This is a genomic window from Streptomyces sp. NPDC031479, from assembly GCF_055581065.1.
This window is the reverse complement of the sequence record NZ_JBVIKC010000002.1, coordinates 420719-438282: the sequence shown is the minus strand read 5'-3', so window position 1 is coordinate 438282 and position 17564 is coordinate 420719. Positions and strand designations below refer to the sequence as shown.

Genomic DNA, 17564 nt, shown 5'->3' with positions numbered 1-17564 from the left:
GCCAAGTTCCCCGCGCGCGGCGTCCCGGCTGCGACGCTGCCTGGCATGGAAGCGGTACTCGCGCGGATGCGCGCCCTCGACGAGCGGCTCCCCGCGCAGGACGGCGTGGCCGTCTTCAACCGGGTGTACCTGACGGTCACCCAGGCCCTCCACCACCGGATCGGCCACGGCGGTTTCCCCGCGCCCCGCCGGGCGGAGACGCTCGGCGTGCGGTTCGCGGAGCGGTACCTGACGGCGGTGGAGACGGACGGGCGGGCACCGGCCTGCTGGCGCCCGCTGCTCCAGTACCGCCGCCACCCGGGCGTGCGGCCGCTGCAGCACGCGCTGGCCGGGATCAACGCCCACATCGGGCACGACCTGGCCCTGGCGGTGGTCTCCTCCTGCCACTCCCTGGACTGCCCGCCCGCGGCCCTCGAAGCCGACTTCCACCGGGTCGGCGAGACCCTGGTCTCGCTGGAGGAACGCATCCGGGAGGACCTGATGCCGGGCCCGGACCTGCTGGAGGTCGCCGACCCGCTGACGCACCTGATCGGCTCCTGGAGCCTGGAGCGCGCGCGGGCCGGGGCCTGGGCGGCGGCCCGTCTGCTGTGGGCCCTGCGGCACGCCCCCGACCTGGCCGAGGAGTTCACCGAGTCCCTCGACTCCGGCGTCGGCCTGGTCGGCCGCTGCCTGCTCACGCCCTCGCCCCTGAAACCCCGTGCGATCCCGGCATGCAGGTCCTAGCCTCGGCGGATGACCAGCTTCGCCACGCACCGCCTCCGGGTGCACGACGCCGGCAGCCCGCCGTACCGGAGGCTGTCGGCGCTGCGCACCTGCCTGACGGAGTTCGCCCCGTACGGCTTCTACGCCACCTACCACCACCTGTGCCGCAGCGCCGGGATCCCGCGCGACCTGGACGAGGACCCCGGGTCGCTGGTGCGGGCGGTGGAGGAGCTCGACGAGGCGCGGCGGCTGTGGCTGGCGGAGCTCGCCTCCTGGCGGACCGGGCGGCGGGCGCAGAAGCGGGCCGGGGTGCGCCGGCCGGACCCGCCGCCGCCGTCGCAGGGGCTGTTCTGGCCGGACCCCGGATTCCATCCCGGCGGCCGGCTCGTCGAGGTGATGCCCGCCGTGATGCGCGGCCGGCCGGACCCCGAAGGCCACCAGGGCCGGGACGGCGCGTGCCCCGTGTGCGGGGCCGGCCGGGGAACGGTGGAATGGGACGGGGACGGGTACGGGAGGTACACCCTGTGCGCGGGGTGCGGCCTCGGGCTGGGCCGCAGGCCGCCCGGCCTGCCGGACGTGCGGGAGCGCGTCGAGGTGCGCTCCGCGTTCCGTCTCCGCCTGCACCTGATCTGGACGCGGGCGGAGGAGGAGGACCGGCGGCGGACATGAGAACGGGCCGCCGCCGCGCTCGTGCGCGGGGGCGGCCCGTGGCCTTGGTTCCCGGGGAGGATCAGTCCTCGGGGAGTTCGACCGGGGCGATCTCGTCGTAGACGTCGCCGGGGCCGGGGTTGCTCTCGTCGGTGGAGCCGCCCAGGTGGTGCATGACGCCCCAGACCGCGTTCAGGGCGGTCTGGACGGCGCCCTCGGCCCAGCCGGCCGTCCAGGAGATGTCGTCGCCCGCGAGGAAGATGCCGCGCTTGTCCTCGGGGAGGCGGTCCTGCATGAAGTGGGTGAACAGGCGCCGCTGGTAGCGGTAGTGGCCCGGCAGGTTCGCCTTGAACGCGCCCATGAAGTAGGGCTCGTTCTCCCAGGACACGGTCACCGGGTTGCCGATGATGTGGCGGCGGATGTCGACCTTGGGGTAGATCTCGCCGAGGGACTTCAGCATGACCTCCATCCGCTCGTTCGCGGACAGCGGCAGCCACTTGAGGCTGTCGTCGCACCAGGTGTACGAGAGGCAGATGACGGCCGGCTGGTCCGGGCCGTTGTCCAGCAGGTAGGTGCCGCGGGTCATGCGGTCGGTGAGGGTCATCGACATGACGTCGCGGCCCGTCTCCTCGTCCTTGTCCAGCCAGAACGGCCGGTCGACGGGGATGAAGAGCTTGCTGGACTCCATGTAGTGGGTGCGCTCGATCGCCGTCCAGTGGTCGATCGGGAACAGCGTGTCATCGCACTCGATCTTGGACAGGAGCATCCAGGACTGGGCGGTGAAGATCGCGGCGCGGTAGGTGCGGATGTCGCCGGACGCGTCGGTGACCGTGATGCGGTTGCCGGCGGTGCGGTGCAGGCGGGTCACCGCCGGGCGCGGGGCGCCCCCGTGCAGGGAGGACAGGGAGGTGCCCTGGGCCCAGTGCAGGATCTTCTCGGGCTCGCGCTCCCACAGCCGCAGCGGCAGCTGCTGCGAGCCGCCGACGATGCCGCGGTGGTGGTCGTCCGCCTCGGTGTAGACGACGCGCAGGATCTCCAGGATGGAGTTCGGGAAGTCGGTGTCCCAGCCGCCGGTGCCGAAGCCGACCTGGCCGAAGATCTCGCGCTTGCGGAAGGACTGGAAGGCCTCGGACTTGCAGAGGAAGCCGTAGAAGGTCTCGTCGTCGAGCTTCTCGACGAGCTTCGCCCAGATCTCGCGGATGCGCGGGACGTCCCGCTCGCGCATCGCGGTGTTCATGTCGGAGAAGTCCGCGCCCTCGTCCAGGCAGGCGTTCCACGCGGCGGACACGTCGCGGTAGACCTGCGGGAGGTCGGCGATGGTCTCGGCGTAGTGGGTCTCGCCCTTGAGGTCGACGACCGTGGAGGGGGTGGACTCGGCGAGCGGGTTCGGGAAGGGCTCCGTGACCAGACCGACGAGGTCGATGTAGTGCTGGAGGGCGGTGGAGGACGGCGGGAAGCGCATGGCGCCCATCTCCGCGGTCAGACCCTCGGTGCCCGCGCCCTCGAAGCCGACGGTGCGCAGCCGGCCGCCGATCTGGTCGGCCTCGTAGACGACGGGCTTGAGGCCCATCTTCATCAGCTCGTAGGCGGAGATGATGCCGGACAGACCGCCGCCGATCACGGCGACCTCGGTGCCGTGCTCGGTCGCCGGTATCTGACCGAGGCCCGCCGGGTGGGCGAGGAAGTCGTCGTACGCGTACGGGAAGTCCGGCCCGAACATGGTGATCGGGGGCTGACCGTCGCTGTGCGGGACGGCGGTGGTGGGCACCGTGGACGTCATGGGGGTACGTCTCCTTGCGGGGTGGGGCAGGGGCGGCGGGACTGGCGGCGGGGCGGGCTCAGACGAGGGAGGCGTAGAGCCCGGGGCGGCGGTCGCGCAGGTACGGGTTGGTCTCGCGCGAGGCCCGGAGGAGCTCGGGGTCGGCCTCGCCGAACACCATCTCCTCGCCGCGCCCGGCCCGGGTGCGGGTGACCCCGTCGGGACTGGCGAGGCAGCTGAGGCCGACGAACTCGAACTCGCCCTCGGGGCCGGTCCGGTTGACGTACGCGATGTACATCTGGTTCTCGAAGGCGCGGACGGGCACCAGCTGCTCGGCCACGAACTGGAACGGGTGCATCTGGGCGGTCGGGACCAGGAGGAGGTCGGTCCCGGCCAGCCCGTGGGCCCGTACGTTCTCGGGGAACTCCACGTCGTAGCAGATCATGATGCCGATGCGCAGGCCGTTCAGGTCCGCCTGGACGACGGGGGTGTCACCGGGGGTGAAGGCGTCCTGCTCGAAGCAGCCGAAGAGGTGGGTCTTGCGGTAGTTGGCGAGCGCGGCCCCGTCGGGGCCGATGAGCTGCGCCGAGTTGAAGACCGCGCCGTCCGCCTTCTCGGGGTAGCCGTACAGGACGGCGATCCCGTGGCGGCGGGCGATCTCGCCGATGGCGACGGCGGACGGGCCGTCGGCCGCTTCGGCGAGGCCGGGGACGTCCTGGAGGTCCAGCGCGTAGCCGGTCAGGAACATCTCCGAGGTCACGAGGAGCCCGGCCCCGCCCTGTGCGGCGCGCGCCGCGGCCTCGTCCAGCCGCTTCAGGTTCTCGGCGGTGTCGCCGAGCCGTCCGGAGCTCTGGAGGAGTGCGGTGCGCAGCGGGGGCATGGGCGTACCTCTGTGACAGATGGGGCGGGGGTCGTAAAACGGTACGTTCGGGCGTTCGACCGGGACAAGCCGTGAGCGTTGCGCTGGGCGCATCGATTCGTTGCGCGTTCTGCGGGGTGTGCGGCGATTCGTTGCGCCGCTGCCTCAGGAGGCCGCCCCGAAGGCCGGATGGGCGCGCAGGCGCCGGACGTACGCCCGCAGGTGCGGGCCGGCCGCGGGCAGGACGGCGGGGTCCAGCAGGGCCACCCACAGGTCCGCGTCGGCGACGGTCGGACGGTCTCCCAGAGCGTACGGGCGGACGGCGAGCCGGTGCTCCAGCAGGTCCAGGGCGGCGGACCGCCCTGCGTGCGGGGCGTCCGGGTCGAGCAGGGCGCGGACGGCCGAGGAGAAGGCCGGCGGGGCGGGCGGGGCCAGGTCGGGGCGGCCGGCGAGGCGGACGGCGAGGTCGTCGAGGATGTCGGGGGTGTGGTTGCTGACGACCCGGCCGCTCCAGGTGTCGCAGAGGGCGGGCACGGCGAGGGTGCCGTCGTAGTGGTGCCCGGCGGCCTCGTAGGCGCGGCGCAGGGCGGCGTTCGAGGCGGGCGCGGCGAGCACGGTGGTCCCGACGGAGTCGGCGAGGCCGAGCAGGGCGACCGCGGTGCGGACGCGCCGGGACCGCGGACAGGCTTCGGCGAGGTAGAGGTGGTACCGGTGCGGCACCGGGAGGAACCCGGACCCGATCCGGCCGCGGGGAGCGGGGACGGGGGCGGTGCGGGGCATGACGGTCGGAACCACGGTGGCCCTCCGGGGGTGTGGACGGATGCGTTTCCCCTGGCCGGGGGGTGGGGGGATACGGGGCGGCGCCTCCGCCCGGCCAGGCGGAGGCCCCTTGGACGACGGCCCGACGGGCCGCCCCTGGCGGGGGCGGGACGGTGGGCACGAGCCGCCCGCACCCGAGCCGGGACGGGCCCGGACGGCCCAGCCGGGACTGCCCGCCCCTGGCGGGGGGGGCGGGAAGGCGACCACGAGCAGCCCGCACCCGGCCGGGACCGGCGGGCCCGACCCGTGGCGGCCGACGAGGGATCCCGGCCGGGCGGGACCGGCCGAGCCCCGAGGCGCCCGCCGCTGGCAGGGCACAGCCGGTCCGGGGGCCGCGCCGCCTCCGGGCCGGACGGTCCGACCGGCAGGGGCCGGGCGGTGGCGCGGGCCGGCACGAGCGGGCGGGGCGTACGGGCGCCGCACCGGCCCTGAGGGGCGGCGGGCCGTGAGGACGTGCCGCGGTGGCGTGCCCGCGGGGCCGGGGTCAGCGCCGGGTGGCGCTGCTGACGCGGAGGAGGTCGATGTGCAGGCGTCGGGTCAGCCACCAGCGGCGCGGGCCGGACCGGGGCGTCTGTACCGGTGTCACGGAAATCGACCTGCCCCCCGCTGCCCCCGGGGCTTACCCTGCCCCTGGCCGTCGCTGTCCCCCGCAGTCTCGTGGCGCCGTGCGGGGCCGTCAAGGAGGCGGTCAGCAGCGGCCGTTGGACACCCCCCGTGGAAGGACCCCCGCACCCGATGCCCACCGAGCACCCCGCCGCCGCCCTGGACAACCCGGTGTGGGCGGCTCTGACCGGCCCCCACCGGGCCTTCGCCGAGACCGCCCCCGGCGGGCTGGCCGCCCGCTACCTGCCGGCCGCGAACCCGTTCGCCGCGCTGGCCGACCCCGCCGACCCCGCCGCCTGGGCCGACCTGGCCGCGCTGATCGGCCCCGACCAGCCGGTGTGGCTGACCGGACTGCCGACCCCGCCGCCCGACTGGACCACGGTGCGGGTCATCCCGGGCGTACAGCTGGACGGCCGGGGCATCCGGGCAGAGGCCGCTGCGGAGGCCGTACGGCTCGGGCCGGACGACGTCGCCGAGATGACGGGGCTGGTCGAGCTGACGGAGCCGGGCCCGTTCCTGCCCCGCACCGTCGAGCTGGGCACGTACCTCGGGATCCGGCACGAGGGCCGGCTCGTCGCGATGGCCGGGGAACGCATGCACCCGCCGGGCTGGACGGAGATCAGCGCCGTCTGCACCCACCCCGACCACCGGGGCAAGGGCCTCGCGGGCCGGCTGGTCCGCGCCGTCGCCGCGGAGATCCGGGGCCGTGGGGAAACGCCGTTCCTGCACGCGGCCGCCGAGAACACCAACGCCATCCGGCTGTACGAGTCGATGGGGTTCACCCTGCGCCGCGAGCCGGTCTTCATCGGCCTGCGCACCCCGGCGGCGGCCGACGGACGCCGGGGGTGACACGGCTTAACACGGGGTTCATTGAGTGCCGCCGGAGTCTCCCGTAGCGTCGGTGGAACGGGAGCACGGACGGAGGGGGAAGGCCGTGGCGGTGAACACGTGGCAGATCAGCGGTCGTCCCGCCCTCCGTCCGGCTCCCGTGCTCGCCCCGCGCCGGCCGGTGCGCCTGTACGCGCGCACCCACGTCGACCTCCAGCGGGTCTGCTCCTCCCTCTGTCGTCCCTGATCGCGTCCTTGGCCGCCGCGGCGCCCCGCCCACGGCCGCCGCACGCCCGATCAGGAAGGCAGTTCCGCCGTGCCCGCATCCGACCCCGCCCCGCTCCACCTGGCCGTGGCCCTCGAAGGGGCCGGCTGGCATCCGGCCGCCTGGCGCGAACCCGGCGCCCGGCCAGGCGAGTTGACCACCGCCCGCTACTGGGCGGACCTGGTCGCCGAGGCCGAGGCCGGCCTGCTGGACTTCGTCACCTTCGAGGACGCGCTCGGCCTGCAGTCCACCGACCCGGCCGAGGCCGACGGCCGTACCGACCTGGTCCGGGGCCGGCTCGACGCGGTGCTGGTCGCCGCCCGGGTCGCGCCGCTGACCCGGCACATCGGGCTGGTGCCGAGCGTGACCGCCACGCACACCGAGCCCTTCCACGTCTCGAAGGCCGTGGCCACCCTGGACCACGTCAGCCGCGGCCGGGCCGGACTGCGCGTACAGATCTCCGAACGCCCGGACGAGGCGCGCCACTTCGGCCGCCGCACCGCACCGGAGCCGGCCGGCGTCCTGTGGGCCGAGGCGGCCGACCACGTCGAGGTGACGCGGCGGCTGTGGGACAGCTGGGAGGACGACGCCGAGATCCGGGACGTGGCCACGGGCCGCTTCGTGGACCGGGAACGGCTGCACCACATCGACTTCGAGGGACCCCACTTCAGTGTCCGCGGCCCCTCGATCACCCCCCGTCCCCCGCAGGGACAGCCGCCGGTGAGCGCCCTGGCGGCCGACTCCTCGGCCTACCCGCTGCTCGCCCGGACCGCCGACCTCGGGTACGTGACCGCCCGGGACGCCGGACAGGCCCGCGCCGCCGTGGCCGGGATCCGGGCCGCCCAGGAGGCGGCCGGCCGGGCCGGGCGGCCCCTGCACGTGTTCGGGGAGCTGACCGTCTTCCTCGACGCGCGCCCCGGGGCGGCGACCCGGCGGCTCCAGCGGCTGGACTCCGTCCACGGTGCGGCGTACACGGGCGACGCCCTGCTGTTCGCGGGTACGCCCGGCGATCTCGCCGACCTGCTGCTGGACTGGCGGCGGGCCGGGCTGAGCGGCTTCCGGCTGCGGCCCGGGGTGCTGGCGCACGACCTGCCGGCGATCACCCGCGGCCTGGTGCCGGAACTGCAGCGGCGGGGCGCCTTCCGGCGCTCCTACGGGGCCGCCTCGCTGCGCGGCCTGCTCGGACTCCCCCGCCCCGCGAACCGCTACGCCCGGCCCGCCGCCTGACCGCGCCCCGCCGCGGCCCCGCCGGGCCGGGGCGGCGCGACCGCACGACGCGCGGGCCACCGCGCGGAGACCACCACCACGGAGGCCACCGCCGCAGAGGCCACCACGTACGGGCCACCACGTACCGGCCACGACCCGGAGGACACGTACCACCATGGGCAAACCCCTCAAGCAGATCCATCTGGCCGCGCACTTCCCCGGGGTCAACAACACCACCGTGTGGAGTCACCCGGAGGCCGGCAGCCACATCGACTTCGACTCCTTCGTCCACTTCGCGCGGACCGCCGAGCGCGCCCGCTTCGACTTCCTCTTCCTCGCCGAGGGACTGCGGCTGCGCGAACACGGCGGCCGGATCTACGACCTGGACGTGGTCGGCCGGCCCGACACCTTCACGGTGCTCTCCGCCCTCGCCGCCGTGACCGGGCACCTGGGCCTGACCGGCACCATCAACTCCACCTTCAACGAGCCCTACGAGGTGGCCCGCCAGTTCGCCACCCTCGACCACCTGTCGGGCGGCCGGGCCGCCTGGAACGTGGTGACGTCCTGGGACGCCTTCACCGGCGAGAACTTCCGGCGCGGCGGCTTCCTGCCGCGCGAGGAACGCTACGGGCGGGCACGCGAGTTCCTGGCCACCGCCCACGAACTGTTCGACTCCTGGGACGGGGGAGAGATCCTCGCCGACCCGGCGTCGGGGGTCTTCCTGCGGGACGCGGGCGCGGGCGCCTTCGTCCACCGGGGCGAACAGTTCGACATCTCGGGGCGGTTCAACGTGCCGCGCAGCCCCCAGGGCCGCCCGGTGATCTTCCAGGCGGGCGATTCGGACGAGGGCCGGGAGTTCGCCGCGGCCGACGCCGACGCCATCTTCAGCCGGTACGCCACGCTGGAGGAGGGCCGGGCCTTCTACTCCGACGTCAAGGGCCGGCTCGCCCGGTACGGCCGCACCCCGGACCGGCTGAAGATCCTGCCCGCGGCCACCTTCGTCCTCGGTGACACCGACGCCGACGCCCGGGAACTGGCCCGCGAGGTACGCCTCGCACAGGTCAGCGGGGCCACGGCGATCACCTACCTGGAGCACGTCTGGAACCGTGACCTGTCCGCGTACGACCCGGACGGTCCGCTCCCCGAGATCGATCCCGTCCCCGGGGAGAACACCGTGGCGAGCGGCCGGGCCAGTGTGCGGATGTTCCGCGATCCGCAGGCCACCGCCCGGGAGTGGCGGGAGCTGGCCGCCGCCCGGAAGCTGTCGATCCGGGAGCTGGTGATCGAGACGACCGGACGGCAGACCTTCATCGGCTCGCCCGCCACCGTCGCCACCGCGATCGACGACCTGGTCCAGCAGGACGCGGCCGACGGTTTCATCCTCGTCCCGCACCTGACGCCCGGCGGCCTGGACGGCTTCGCCGACACCGTCGTCCCGCTGCTCCAGGAGCGGGGGGTCTTCCGGCGCGAGTACTCCGGCCCCACCCTGCGCGACCACCTGGGCCTGGCCGCGCCGCGGATCCCGGCCCCCACCGGCCCCTGAGGAGGAGCACCGTGTCCCGTACCCCCCTCGGGGTCCTCGACCTCGTCCCCGTCCCGTCCGGCTCCACCGCCGCCGAGGCGCTGCACCACACGGTCGCCCTCGCCCGGCAGGCCGAGCGGCTCGGCTACGCCCGCTACTGGTTCGCCGAGCACCACCTGAACCCGGGGGTCGCCGGGACCTCGCCCGCCGTCCTGCTGGCGCTGACCGCCTCGGCCACCTCCACGATCCGGATCGGGTCGGGGGCCGTGCAGCTGGGCCACCGCACCGCGCTGTCGACGGTGGAGGAGTTCGGGCTGATCGACGCCCTGCACCCGGGCCGCCTCGACCTGGGCCTGGGCCGCTCGGCCGGCCGGCCGCCGCGGCCCGCGCCGGACGCGGCCCCGCCCTTCGAGGGGTGGACGCCGGGCGGGCTGCGGATACCGCCCCGGTTCTCCTTCGCCCACCTCCTCGGGCACCCGCGCGTGGCCCTCCAGCAGCGGTTGCTGAACCTGCCGGGGGCCCGCCCGCAGGACTACGCCGAGCAGGTGGGCGACGTACTGGCCCTGCTGCGCGGCGAGTACCGCTCCCCGGAGGGGGTGGAGGCGCACGCCGTCCCCGGTGAGGGGGCCGACGTCCAGGTGTGGATCCTGGGCAGCAGCGGCGGGCAGAGCGCGGAGGCGGCCGGCGCGAACGGGCTGCGCTTCGCCGCGAACTACCACGTGAGCCCGGCGAGCGTGCTGGAGGCGGCGGAGGCCTACCGGGCCGCCTTCAAGCCGTCCGCCGCGCTGGACCGGCCGTACCTGACGGTGTCCGCGGACGTGGTGGTGGCCCCGGACGACGCCGAGGCCCGGGAGCTGGCCGCCGGGTACGCCCCCTGGGTGCGCAGCATCCGTACGGCCGAGGGCGCGATCCCCTTCCCCTCGCCGCGGGAGGCTCGGGAGCTGGTGGCCGGGTGGTCGGCGGCCGATCACGCGCTGGTCGCCGACCGGGTGGAGACCCAGTTCACGGGGTCGCCGGCGACCGTCGCGGACCACCTGGAGCGGCTGCGGGAGGCCACCGGCGCGGACGAGCTGCTGATCACGACGATCACGCACGCGCCCGCCGACCGGGTGCGCTCGTACCGGCTGCTGGCCGAGGAGTGGGCCCGGCGCCCTTGACCGGTGCCGGACGGAGACGGTCCGCGCCGCCGGGTTTCGCGGGGCCGCTCCCGGTCAGACGCGGGAGGAGCCACGAAACCTACGGAAGGGAACTGCCGTGAACGACGTCTCCCGTCTGCCCGGCGCCGCGCACCACCACTGGCAGTGGCAGGCACGGGCCGCCTGCCGGGGCCTGGGCCCGGGCAGGTTCTTCCACCCCGCCGGAGAGCGGGGCGATGAGCGCGAAGACCGGGACGAGGCCGCGAAGCGGGTGTGCCAGGGCTGTCCGGTGCGGGCGGCCTGCCTGGAGCACGCGCTGCGCACCCGGGAGCCCTTCGGGGTGTGGGGCGGGCTGACGGAGGAGGAGCGGCGGCGGCTGCTGTCCGGCGCCGCCGCCCGGACCGTGTCGGTGTAGCACCGGGCCCGTTACCGGCGCGCCTCCTCCCAGGCCCGGGCGAACAGTTCGTGCGGGGGCATCGGGGCCAGCAGCCGCAGCGTCATCGCGTACAGGTTCCTGCTCCCGGCCCACGCCAGGTGGCCGGCCAGTTTGGCCTTCTCCAGCGGAAGGTGCGGGGCCTTCAGGTCCGCCCAGTCGCCGGGGAGGAACGCGGTGCGGCCCGCGCGGGCCCGCTTGCCGCTCTCCACGGCCCCCGCCGCGACGAGTTCGGCCTGGGCCGCCTTGTGCCGGGCGGCCGTCCAGCCGTTCCAGCGCCTGACGGCCCGGTCGGTGGGCCGGGCGAGCGCGAGCAGCTGGAGGCGGAGGGCGGCGGCGTCCGCGCCGACGCCGAGGGTCCGGGCGACCTCGGCCACCAGGTCGGGGGCGCTGAGCGAGGGGTCGGTCTCGTAGCCGCCCTCGGGCACGGGGGTGTCCGCGGCACGGGCGGCGAGCCGGTCGAGTCCGTCCAGGAGCCGGACGGTGCGCGGCAGGTCGTCGAGGATCCAGGCCGGTGCCCGGGCTCCGCACGTCGCGGCGGCCCGTTCCGCTCCGCCCGGGGCGGTGAGGGCGGCGGCCCGCAGGAAGGTCGCGCCCGAGGGGGCCGCGACCAGCAGGGTCCCGTCGTCGTACACGGTGTCGGGTACGGCGCCCTCCTCCATCGGCGTCGGGCCGGGCAGGACCGTCCCCCGGTACGGGGCGAAGGCCGGGTCGGCGCTCACCGCGCGCCCCAGGCCGGGCAGCAGTCCGAGGGGAATCAGTGCTCCGGGGCCCGCGAGCTGTTCCCGCAGCCGGCGGTGCAGGAGCAGGGCCCCGTGGCGGGCGGGATCCCCGACGGGGCGTTCGGTCAGCGCCCAGGCGATCACGGAGGCGGCCGTCCGGTGGGCGGGCTCCGAGGGGGCCACCCAGCGGCCGGCGGTGCCGTCCGGTGCGGCGTACCGCAGTTCCAGGACGCTGCGGCGGCCCCGGGTGAGGAGGAAGCCGTCCTCGCCGAAGGGGTCGCCCTGCGGGGCGCGTCCGGCGGGCAGGCTCCGGGCCCAGCTCTCGTGCAGGCCCAGCTCGGCCTCCAGGGCGGAGGCCAGTTCCTCGTCGGTGGGCTCCTCGGCGCCGAGGAGCCCGTTCCAGGCGGCGGCCATCCTTTCGGCGGCGGCGGTGGTCCCGGCGGGTTCCCACAGTTCGGCGGGGTCCTGCGGGAGGCCGGCGGCGAGGACCGCCCGGCGTCCGGCCGGGCCCAGTGCCCGGCGGAGCCCGTCGTAGGTGGAGACCATGGCCTTGGTCGCCTTGTACGGGGGCCCGCCCAGCAGGCGCTGGTGCTCGTCGTGGCGGTCGCGGCCCGGGAACCCGGCGAGGACCAGGGCCGCGACGGGGCCGCGTACGCCGGTGAGCCGGGCGAAGGTCTCGCGGGCGGCGGGGGACGCCTTCAGCGGTCCCCGCTCGGCGAGCAGTTCCAGCAGCCGGGGCAGGCGGGCGGTGTCGTCCGCGTCGACGGTGGGGGTCTCGCAGTCCTCGGCGCCGTCGGGCGCGGGGTCGGCGGCCCGCTGGAGGAACCATTCCCCGCCGCCGTCGGCGGCGGCCGAGGAGAGGGGGTGCCCGGCGGAGCGGACGGCGGCCAGGGCCTCCGGGGCCGCGCGGCCGGTGCGCCAGGTGCCGCCCGGTTCTGCGAAGGGCTGTCCGCTCCAGGTCTCCAGCAGGGCCGCGAGGGCCGCGCGCTCCCCGTCGGGGGTGGTGGCGGCGCAGGCCCGCCAGGCGACGGCGCCGATCCGGCCCACGAGCGGCTGCCAGGGCGCGTGGTCGGCGGGCAGGGCCAGCAGGCGGGCCTCCTCGTCGATCTCCCCGCGCAGGTGGTGGCCGTCGGCGGCGACGGCGGTGAGCAGGGCGGGCTGCGGCTGGGGCTCGGGGCTGCCGTGGTAGCGGCGCTGGTCGGGCAGCAGTCCGTACAGGGCGGGGGTGAGTTCGGTGTCGGGCACTTCGGTGCGCAGCGACACGGCCGGTTCGGCGCGCAGGAGGCCGACGCGGCGGGACAGGGCCCGGCGGCGGCGCAGGACGTCGGCGGCGCGGTGGGCGGCGCGGGCGACGCCTTCGGCGATCCGCGGTTCGAGCGCACCGGGGAGCGCGGGGGCCGGGTCGCCGCGCAGGGCGGCGTCGAGGAGGTCCCGTACGGCGGGGCCGGCGACGGCGCGCAGGGCGCGTGAGGAGGTTTCGTCGCGGGGGGTCAGGAAGTGCCAGAACGCGGGCGGCGGGACGGGGCCCGCGCCGTCGCCGAAGCCGGGGGTGCGGCGGCGGTCGGAGCCGGGGAAGCCGTGGACCTGCCAGAGCAGGGAGTTGTCCTCGGCGGAGTGGCAGCGGACGGTCTCCTGGCCCGCGAGGACCGCGTCCTCGCCGCCCTCGGGCATGCGCAGGATCGCCCAGGGCCGGCGGCCCAGGCGGCGGCTGCGGTAGGAGGCGGTGCGGCCGTCGGTGCCCTGGAGGAGGAACTCGCGGGGCGAGGGGCCGGCGTAGGGGGTGTGGTGGAGGACGCGGAAGCCGACGAGGCGGCCGTCCTGTCCGAGCGGGGAGGCGGGGGCGTCCGGGGGCAGCGCGGCGAGGGACTGCACGTCCCCGAAGAGCCGGGTGCCGGGCGGGGGTTCGGCGGCGGTGTGGAAGGCGGGCGGGGTGCGGTCGGTGCCGCGTTCCCCGGTGGCGGGGTCGACGCGGGTCCAGCTGCCCCAGGAGCAGAAGGTGTCGGCGCTCCAGAAGCGGTGGCCGTCGCTCATCTGGACGTCCTGGGAACCGATGCCCTCGCGTCCGCCGGCGCTCAGGACGCTCTGGCCGTCGTGGCGGCCGGTGCCGTCGGGGGTGGCGAACTGGTAGCCGAGGCCGCCCTGGATCATGCCGCCGTAGCGGCGCATGCCGTACGTCTGCTCGGGCTCGAAGACCTCCTCGGGGCGGTCGGTCCAGAAGGCCCGGTCGGGGAAGCCGCTCTTGGGGGCGGTGCTCCAGGCGACGAGGAACCGTCCGCCGATGTGGTGCACGGTGAGCGCGGGCGCCGCGGCCCCGGCCGGGGCGCCCCCTTCCGTACCGGGCACCCGGAAGGTGCAGGCGCCGCGCCGGCCGGCGTGGTCGACGGCGAAGGCGCGGTCCGGGCCGTAGACGGTGAGGACGGGCCAGGTGCTGGTCACCCCGACGACCCGGTCGGGGCCGCCCAGCTCGGCGACGGCCTCCTCCAGGGCGGGCCAGCCGTACTCCTCGGGCAGCCCCGCGCGCAGGGCACGGCCGAGGGGGCCGGTGAGGTCCAGGGCGGCCAGCGCCTCCTCGATGCCGTCCAGGGCGCGGGCGGTGGGGCGGTCCAGCAGTCCGTGGAGCTCGTCGACGGCCTCGTCGGCGGCGGCGAGGCCGCCGCCGCGCAGGGCGTCGAGGAGGGCTTCGACCCGGCCGTGCACCTCGGCGGCGATGCCCGCGTTGCGCGGGAGGCGGGTGATGGCGCTGCCGGCGGTGCGCAGGGCCTGGTGGACGGTGCCCTCCAGGCGGGGGCCGAAGACGGGGTCCGCGGCCAGGGCCTTGAGGTCGCGCCGGGAGCCGCCGTCCCAGAACACCAGCTCGACGGCGGGGCCGGGGTCCTCGACGGCGATGCCCTCGGCGAGGCAGGCGTCGAGCAGGTCGGCGTCGAGGCCGGGGTAGCGGTAGCGGTCCTCGTGCAGGCGCAGCGGGGCGGCGGCGCGCAGCCGGGGTGCCCAGCGGGTCAGCAGCTCGAAGAGTTCGGCGGGCATGGGCTGGCGCATGACGCCGCTGCCGGAGCGGCCGTGGCCGAAGCGGTGGGTGTAGCGCGCGAACCAGCCGCCGGGGCCGCCCTCGGGGACGATCCGCCCGGCCGCGGCGGCGTCGGCGGCCCCGCAGGCCAGGAGCAGCCGCAGCCAGGCGCTCGCGTCGCCGCGGCTCTCGGGGAACAGGTCGAGGAGCAGGGCGGCGGTGTCGTCGGCCGGGGGGTGCGCGGTCAGCAGCGGGGTGGCGGCGTCGAGCAGCCGGTCCGGGACGTCCTTGCCGGGGCCGGCGGCGAGCAGGGTGCCCAGCAGGCGGGCCTCCTCGGCGGTGTCGGCTCCGGCGGCGCGGACGGACAGCCGCAGGCGGCGGGCCAGGTCGGCGGGGGGTTCCCCGGGCGAGGCGGCCCACGCCTCCAGGAAGCGTACGAACTCCTCGTGCGCGGCCCGGGGGCCCAGGGTGGCGGCGAGCCAGGTCTGGTGGGTCCCGATGGCGGTGGCGGGGAGGGCGCCGGCGCGGGCGAAGAGCAGGGTGTTGGCCCGGTGCCAGTCGGGGTCGACGGGGAGCCGGTGGGTCTGCTCGGCCTTGCGGGCGAGGGCGTGGGCACGGGCGGCGGAGCGCCGGTGCCAGGGGATCAGCCGGTGCCCGACGGTGTCCCAGAACCAGGGCAGGTGGGCGGGTTCCAGGGCCCGGACCCGCCGCTCCAGGCCGTCCACGTACCGGCCGGGCTTCTCGTAGGCGGTGTGGAGGGTGGAGAGGGCCTCCGCGAAGAGCGCGGCGGCCTCCGCGGCCCGGGCGGGATCGTGGGCCGCGGCCCAGTCCGGGTAGACGGTCGAGCGGTGCGGATCGGCCGGCGACAGGATCTGGATCTTCATGCGCCGATCCTGGCACGCCCCTGTGACAGCCCCGGCCCCGTCCTTTCCCGCTGCGGGTAAGGACCTCGTGCCCCGCCCCCGCAGCCCGCACGGGGAGGCTGAGCCGAAGGGGCGCGCCCCTGAGAGCACGGCATCAGCGCCCCGGAGGCGAAGCCTCCCCTAAACAGAGGTGAAGCGGCGCAGCAGCGGGGAGAGGACCAGGACCGACTTGGTGCGTTCCACGAAGGGCTCGCCCGCGATGCGCTCCAGCACCCGCTCGAAGTGGCGCATGTCGGAGGCGAAGACCTGGACGAGGGCGTCCGCGTCGCCGGTGACGGTCGACGCGGACACCACCTCGGGGTACCGCTCCAGCCCTCGCCGGATGTCGTCCGGCGAGGTGTTGTGGCGGCAGTAGATCTCGATGAAGCCCTCGGTCTCCCAGCCCATGGCCGCCGGGTCCACGCGGACGGTGAACCCGGTGATGGCACCTTCGGCGCGCAGCCGGTCGACGCGCCGCTTGACGGCGGGGGCGGAGAGGCCGACCTCGGAGCCGATGTCCGCGTAGGAACGGCGGGCGTCCTCGGCGAGGGCGTGCACGATGCGTTCGTCGAGATCGTTCAGTCGCACTGCGGGTGGATCACTTTTCTGCTGTGGCCACTTCTTCCGTGGCCAGGCGGGAGCGGCGGATGCCGTAGGTGAAGTACACCACGAGGCCGACGGCCATCCAGACACCGAAGACGATCCACGTGGCCATATCGAGGCTGAACATCATGAAGCCGCAGGCGAGGAAGCCCAGGATCGGCGTGACGGGGAAGAGCGCCACCTTGAAGGTGCGCGGCATGTCCGGCTTGGTACGGCGCAGGATGATCACGGCGACGTTGACCAGGCCGAAGGCGAAGAGGGTGCCGATGCTGGTGGCGTCGGCGAGCTTGCCCAGCGGGATGAAGGCCGCGAGGACGCCGCAGAACAGGGAGACGAGGACGACGTTGGCGCGGGGGGCGCCGGTCTTCTCGTCGACCTTGGCGAAGACCTTGGGGACGAGGCCGTCGCGGGACATCGCGAAGAGGATGCGGGTCTGGCCGTAGAGAACGGCGAAGACGACGGAGAAGATCGCGATCACGGCGCCGGCGGCGAGGACGACGCCCCAGAAGCTGTGGCCGGTGACGTCGGTCATGATCTGGGCGAGCGCGGCCTCGGTGCCCGCGAAGTCCTGCCACGGCAGGGCGCCGACGGCGACGAAGGCGACCAGGACGTAGAGAACGGTGACGATGCCCAGCGACAGCATGATCGCGCGCGGCAGGTCCTTCTTCGGGTTCTTGGCTTCCTCACCGGCGGTGGAAGCGGCGTCGAAGCCGATGTACGAGAAGAAGAGGGTGGAGGCGCCGGCGGCGATGCCGCTCATGCCCAGCGGGGCGAGCGGGGTGTAGTTGCCGGCCTTGATGCCCATGACGCCGATGCCGATGAAGAGCAGCAGCGTGACGATCTTCACCGCGACCATGATCGAGTTGACCGTGGCGCTCTCCTTGGCGCCGCGCATCAGGAAGACCATGGAGAGCAGGACGACGACCAGCGCCGGCAGGTTGATGAACCCGCCCTCGCCCAGCGGTGCGGAGACCGCCCCGGGGATGGTGACCCCGATGGTCCCGTCGAGGAGCTCGTTGAGGTACTGGCCCCAGCCGACGGCCACGGCCGCGACGGAGACGGCGTACTCCAGGACGAGGCACCAGCCGCAGATCCAGGCTATGAGCTCGCCCATGGTGGCGTAGGCGTACGAGTACGAGGAGCCGGAGACCGGCACGGAGCCGGCCAGCTCCGCGTAGGACAGGGCCGAGAACAGCGCGGTCAGGCCCGCGATGATGAAGGAGATCGTGACGGCCGGGCCGGCCTTGGGGGCGGCGGTGCCGAGGACGACGAAGATGCCGGTGCCCAGGGTGGCGCCGATGCTGATCATCGTCAGCTGCCACATGGTGAGCGAGCGGCGCAGCGTGCCGCCCTCGCCCTGGCCGCCCTCGGCGACCAGGCGCTCCACCGGCTTGCGGCGGAGCAGGGGGTGCGCGGGCTTGCTGGGCTCGGACGTGAGCGGTGGCGCCTGGCCGTGGTCGAGCACGAAGGGACTCCTTTGACACTGCGGATGGGGACTGTCAGGCGTCGGCCGCAGCGGTCCGGAGCAGTTGTCAGGCAGGGATGAACCCTGT

15 protein-coding genes are annotated in these 17564 nt (G+C 75.3%); 8 read left to right on the top strand and 7 right to left on the bottom strand.

Translation table 11 applies throughout. The annotated features are described in order from the left end of the window. Positions 1–45 precede the first annotated feature (45 nt). Entirely contained in the window at positions 46–723 is a 678-nt protein-coding gene (locus ACZ5D2_RS04630) for a DUF5995 family protein (protein ID WP_371679522.1), read from the top strand. Between the two features lie 9 nt (positions 724–732). Continuing rightward, on the top strand, positions 733–1371 hold the full coding sequence (locus tag ACZ5D2_RS04625; protein ID WP_468927146.1) for a hypothetical protein: 639 nt from the start codon (positions 733–735) through the stop codon (positions 1369–1371). Between the two features lie 61 nt (positions 1372–1432). On the opposite strand, the gene ACZ5D2_RS04620 is transcribed toward ACZ5D2_RS04625, so the two are convergent. The 4 genes from ACZ5D2_RS04620 to ACZ5D2_RS04605 form a co-directional block, all read right to left on the bottom strand. Further along, entirely contained in the window at positions 1433–3130 is a 1698-nt protein-coding gene (locus tag ACZ5D2_RS04620; protein WP_371679518.1) for a flavin monoamine oxidase family protein, read from the bottom strand. Between the two features lie 58 nt (positions 3131–3188). Further along, entirely contained in the window at positions 3189–3989 is an 801-nt protein-coding gene (locus ACZ5D2_RS04615) for a carbon-nitrogen hydrolase family protein (RefSeq protein WP_371679517.1), read from the bottom strand. 144 nt (positions 3990–4133) lie between these two features. Continuing rightward, on the bottom strand, positions 4134–4748 hold the full coding sequence (locus ACZ5D2_RS04610) for a glutathione S-transferase family protein (protein WP_468927141.1): 615 nt from the start codon (positions 4746–4748) through the stop codon (positions 4134–4136). Positions 4749–5271: 523 nt separating this feature from the next. Continuing rightward, positions 5272–5373 (bottom strand): putative leader peptide, encoded by a 102-nt coding sequence (locus tag ACZ5D2_RS04605; RefSeq protein WP_371679515.1) that lies wholly within the window; start codon positions 5371–5373, stop codon positions 5272–5274. Positions 5374–5522: 149 nt separating this feature from the next. Between ACZ5D2_RS04605 and ACZ5D2_RS04600 the strand changes: the two genes are divergently transcribed. The 6 genes from ACZ5D2_RS04600 (at position 5523) to ACZ5D2_RS04575 (ending at position 10762) form a co-directional block, all read left to right on the top strand. Continuing rightward, the gene (locus ACZ5D2_RS04600; protein WP_468927138.1) at positions 5523–6239 is read left to right on the top strand and encodes a GNAT family N-acetyltransferase; all 717 of its coding nucleotides are present in this window, start codon (positions 5523–5525) and stop codon (positions 6237–6239) included. Between the two features lie 85 nt (positions 6240–6324). Continuing rightward, a complete protein-coding gene (locus tag ACZ5D2_RS04595; RefSeq protein WP_371679513.1) occupies positions 6325–6465 on the top strand; it encodes a hypothetical protein in 141 nt (46 codons plus the stop codon). A gap of 69 nt (positions 6466–6534) precedes the next feature. Beyond that, positions 6535–7710 carry an LLM class flavin-dependent oxidoreductase gene (locus ACZ5D2_RS04590; RefSeq protein WP_371679512.1) on the top strand — a complete coding sequence of 392 codons (1176 nt, stop codon included), beginning with the start codon at positions 6535–6537 and terminating at the stop codon, positions 7708–7710. Between the two features lie 154 nt (positions 7711–7864). After that, positions 7865–9232 (top strand): NtaA/DmoA family FMN-dependent monooxygenase, encoded by a 1368-nt coding sequence (locus ACZ5D2_RS04585; RefSeq protein WP_468927134.1) that lies wholly within the window; start codon positions 7865–7867, stop codon positions 9230–9232. Positions 9233–9243: 11 nt separating this feature from the next. Next, positions 9244–10368 carry an LLM class flavin-dependent oxidoreductase gene (locus ACZ5D2_RS04580; RefSeq protein WP_371679510.1) on the top strand — a complete coding sequence of 375 codons (1125 nt, stop codon included), beginning with the start codon at positions 9244–9246 and terminating at the stop codon, positions 10366–10368. A 97-nt stretch (positions 10369–10465) separates the two neighbouring features. Beyond that, entirely contained in the window at positions 10466–10762 is a 297-nt protein-coding gene (locus ACZ5D2_RS04575) for a WhiB family transcriptional regulator (RefSeq protein ID WP_371679509.1), read from the top strand. 11 nt (positions 10763–10773) lie between these two features. Here ACZ5D2_RS04575 and ACZ5D2_RS04570 read toward each other — a convergent pair whose 3' ends face one another. From ACZ5D2_RS04570 to ACZ5D2_RS04560, 3 genes are all read right to left on the bottom strand, one after another. Continuing rightward, positions 10774–15390 (bottom strand): hypothetical protein, encoded by a 4617-nt coding sequence (locus ACZ5D2_RS04570; protein ID WP_468927129.1) that lies wholly within the window; start codon positions 15388–15390, stop codon positions 10774–10776. Between the two features lie 159 nt (positions 15391–15549). Next, a complete protein-coding gene (locus ACZ5D2_RS04565) occupies positions 15550–15996 on the bottom strand; it encodes an Lrp/AsnC family transcriptional regulator (RefSeq protein WP_030234152.1) in 447 nt (148 codons plus the stop codon). Between the two features lie 10 nt (positions 15997–16006). After that, the gene (locus ACZ5D2_RS04560; protein ID WP_468927125.1) at positions 16007–17476 is read right to left on the bottom strand and encodes an amino acid permease; all 1470 of its coding nucleotides are present in this window, start codon (positions 17474–17476) and stop codon (positions 16007–16009) included. Positions 17477–17564: the final 88 nt, after the last annotated feature.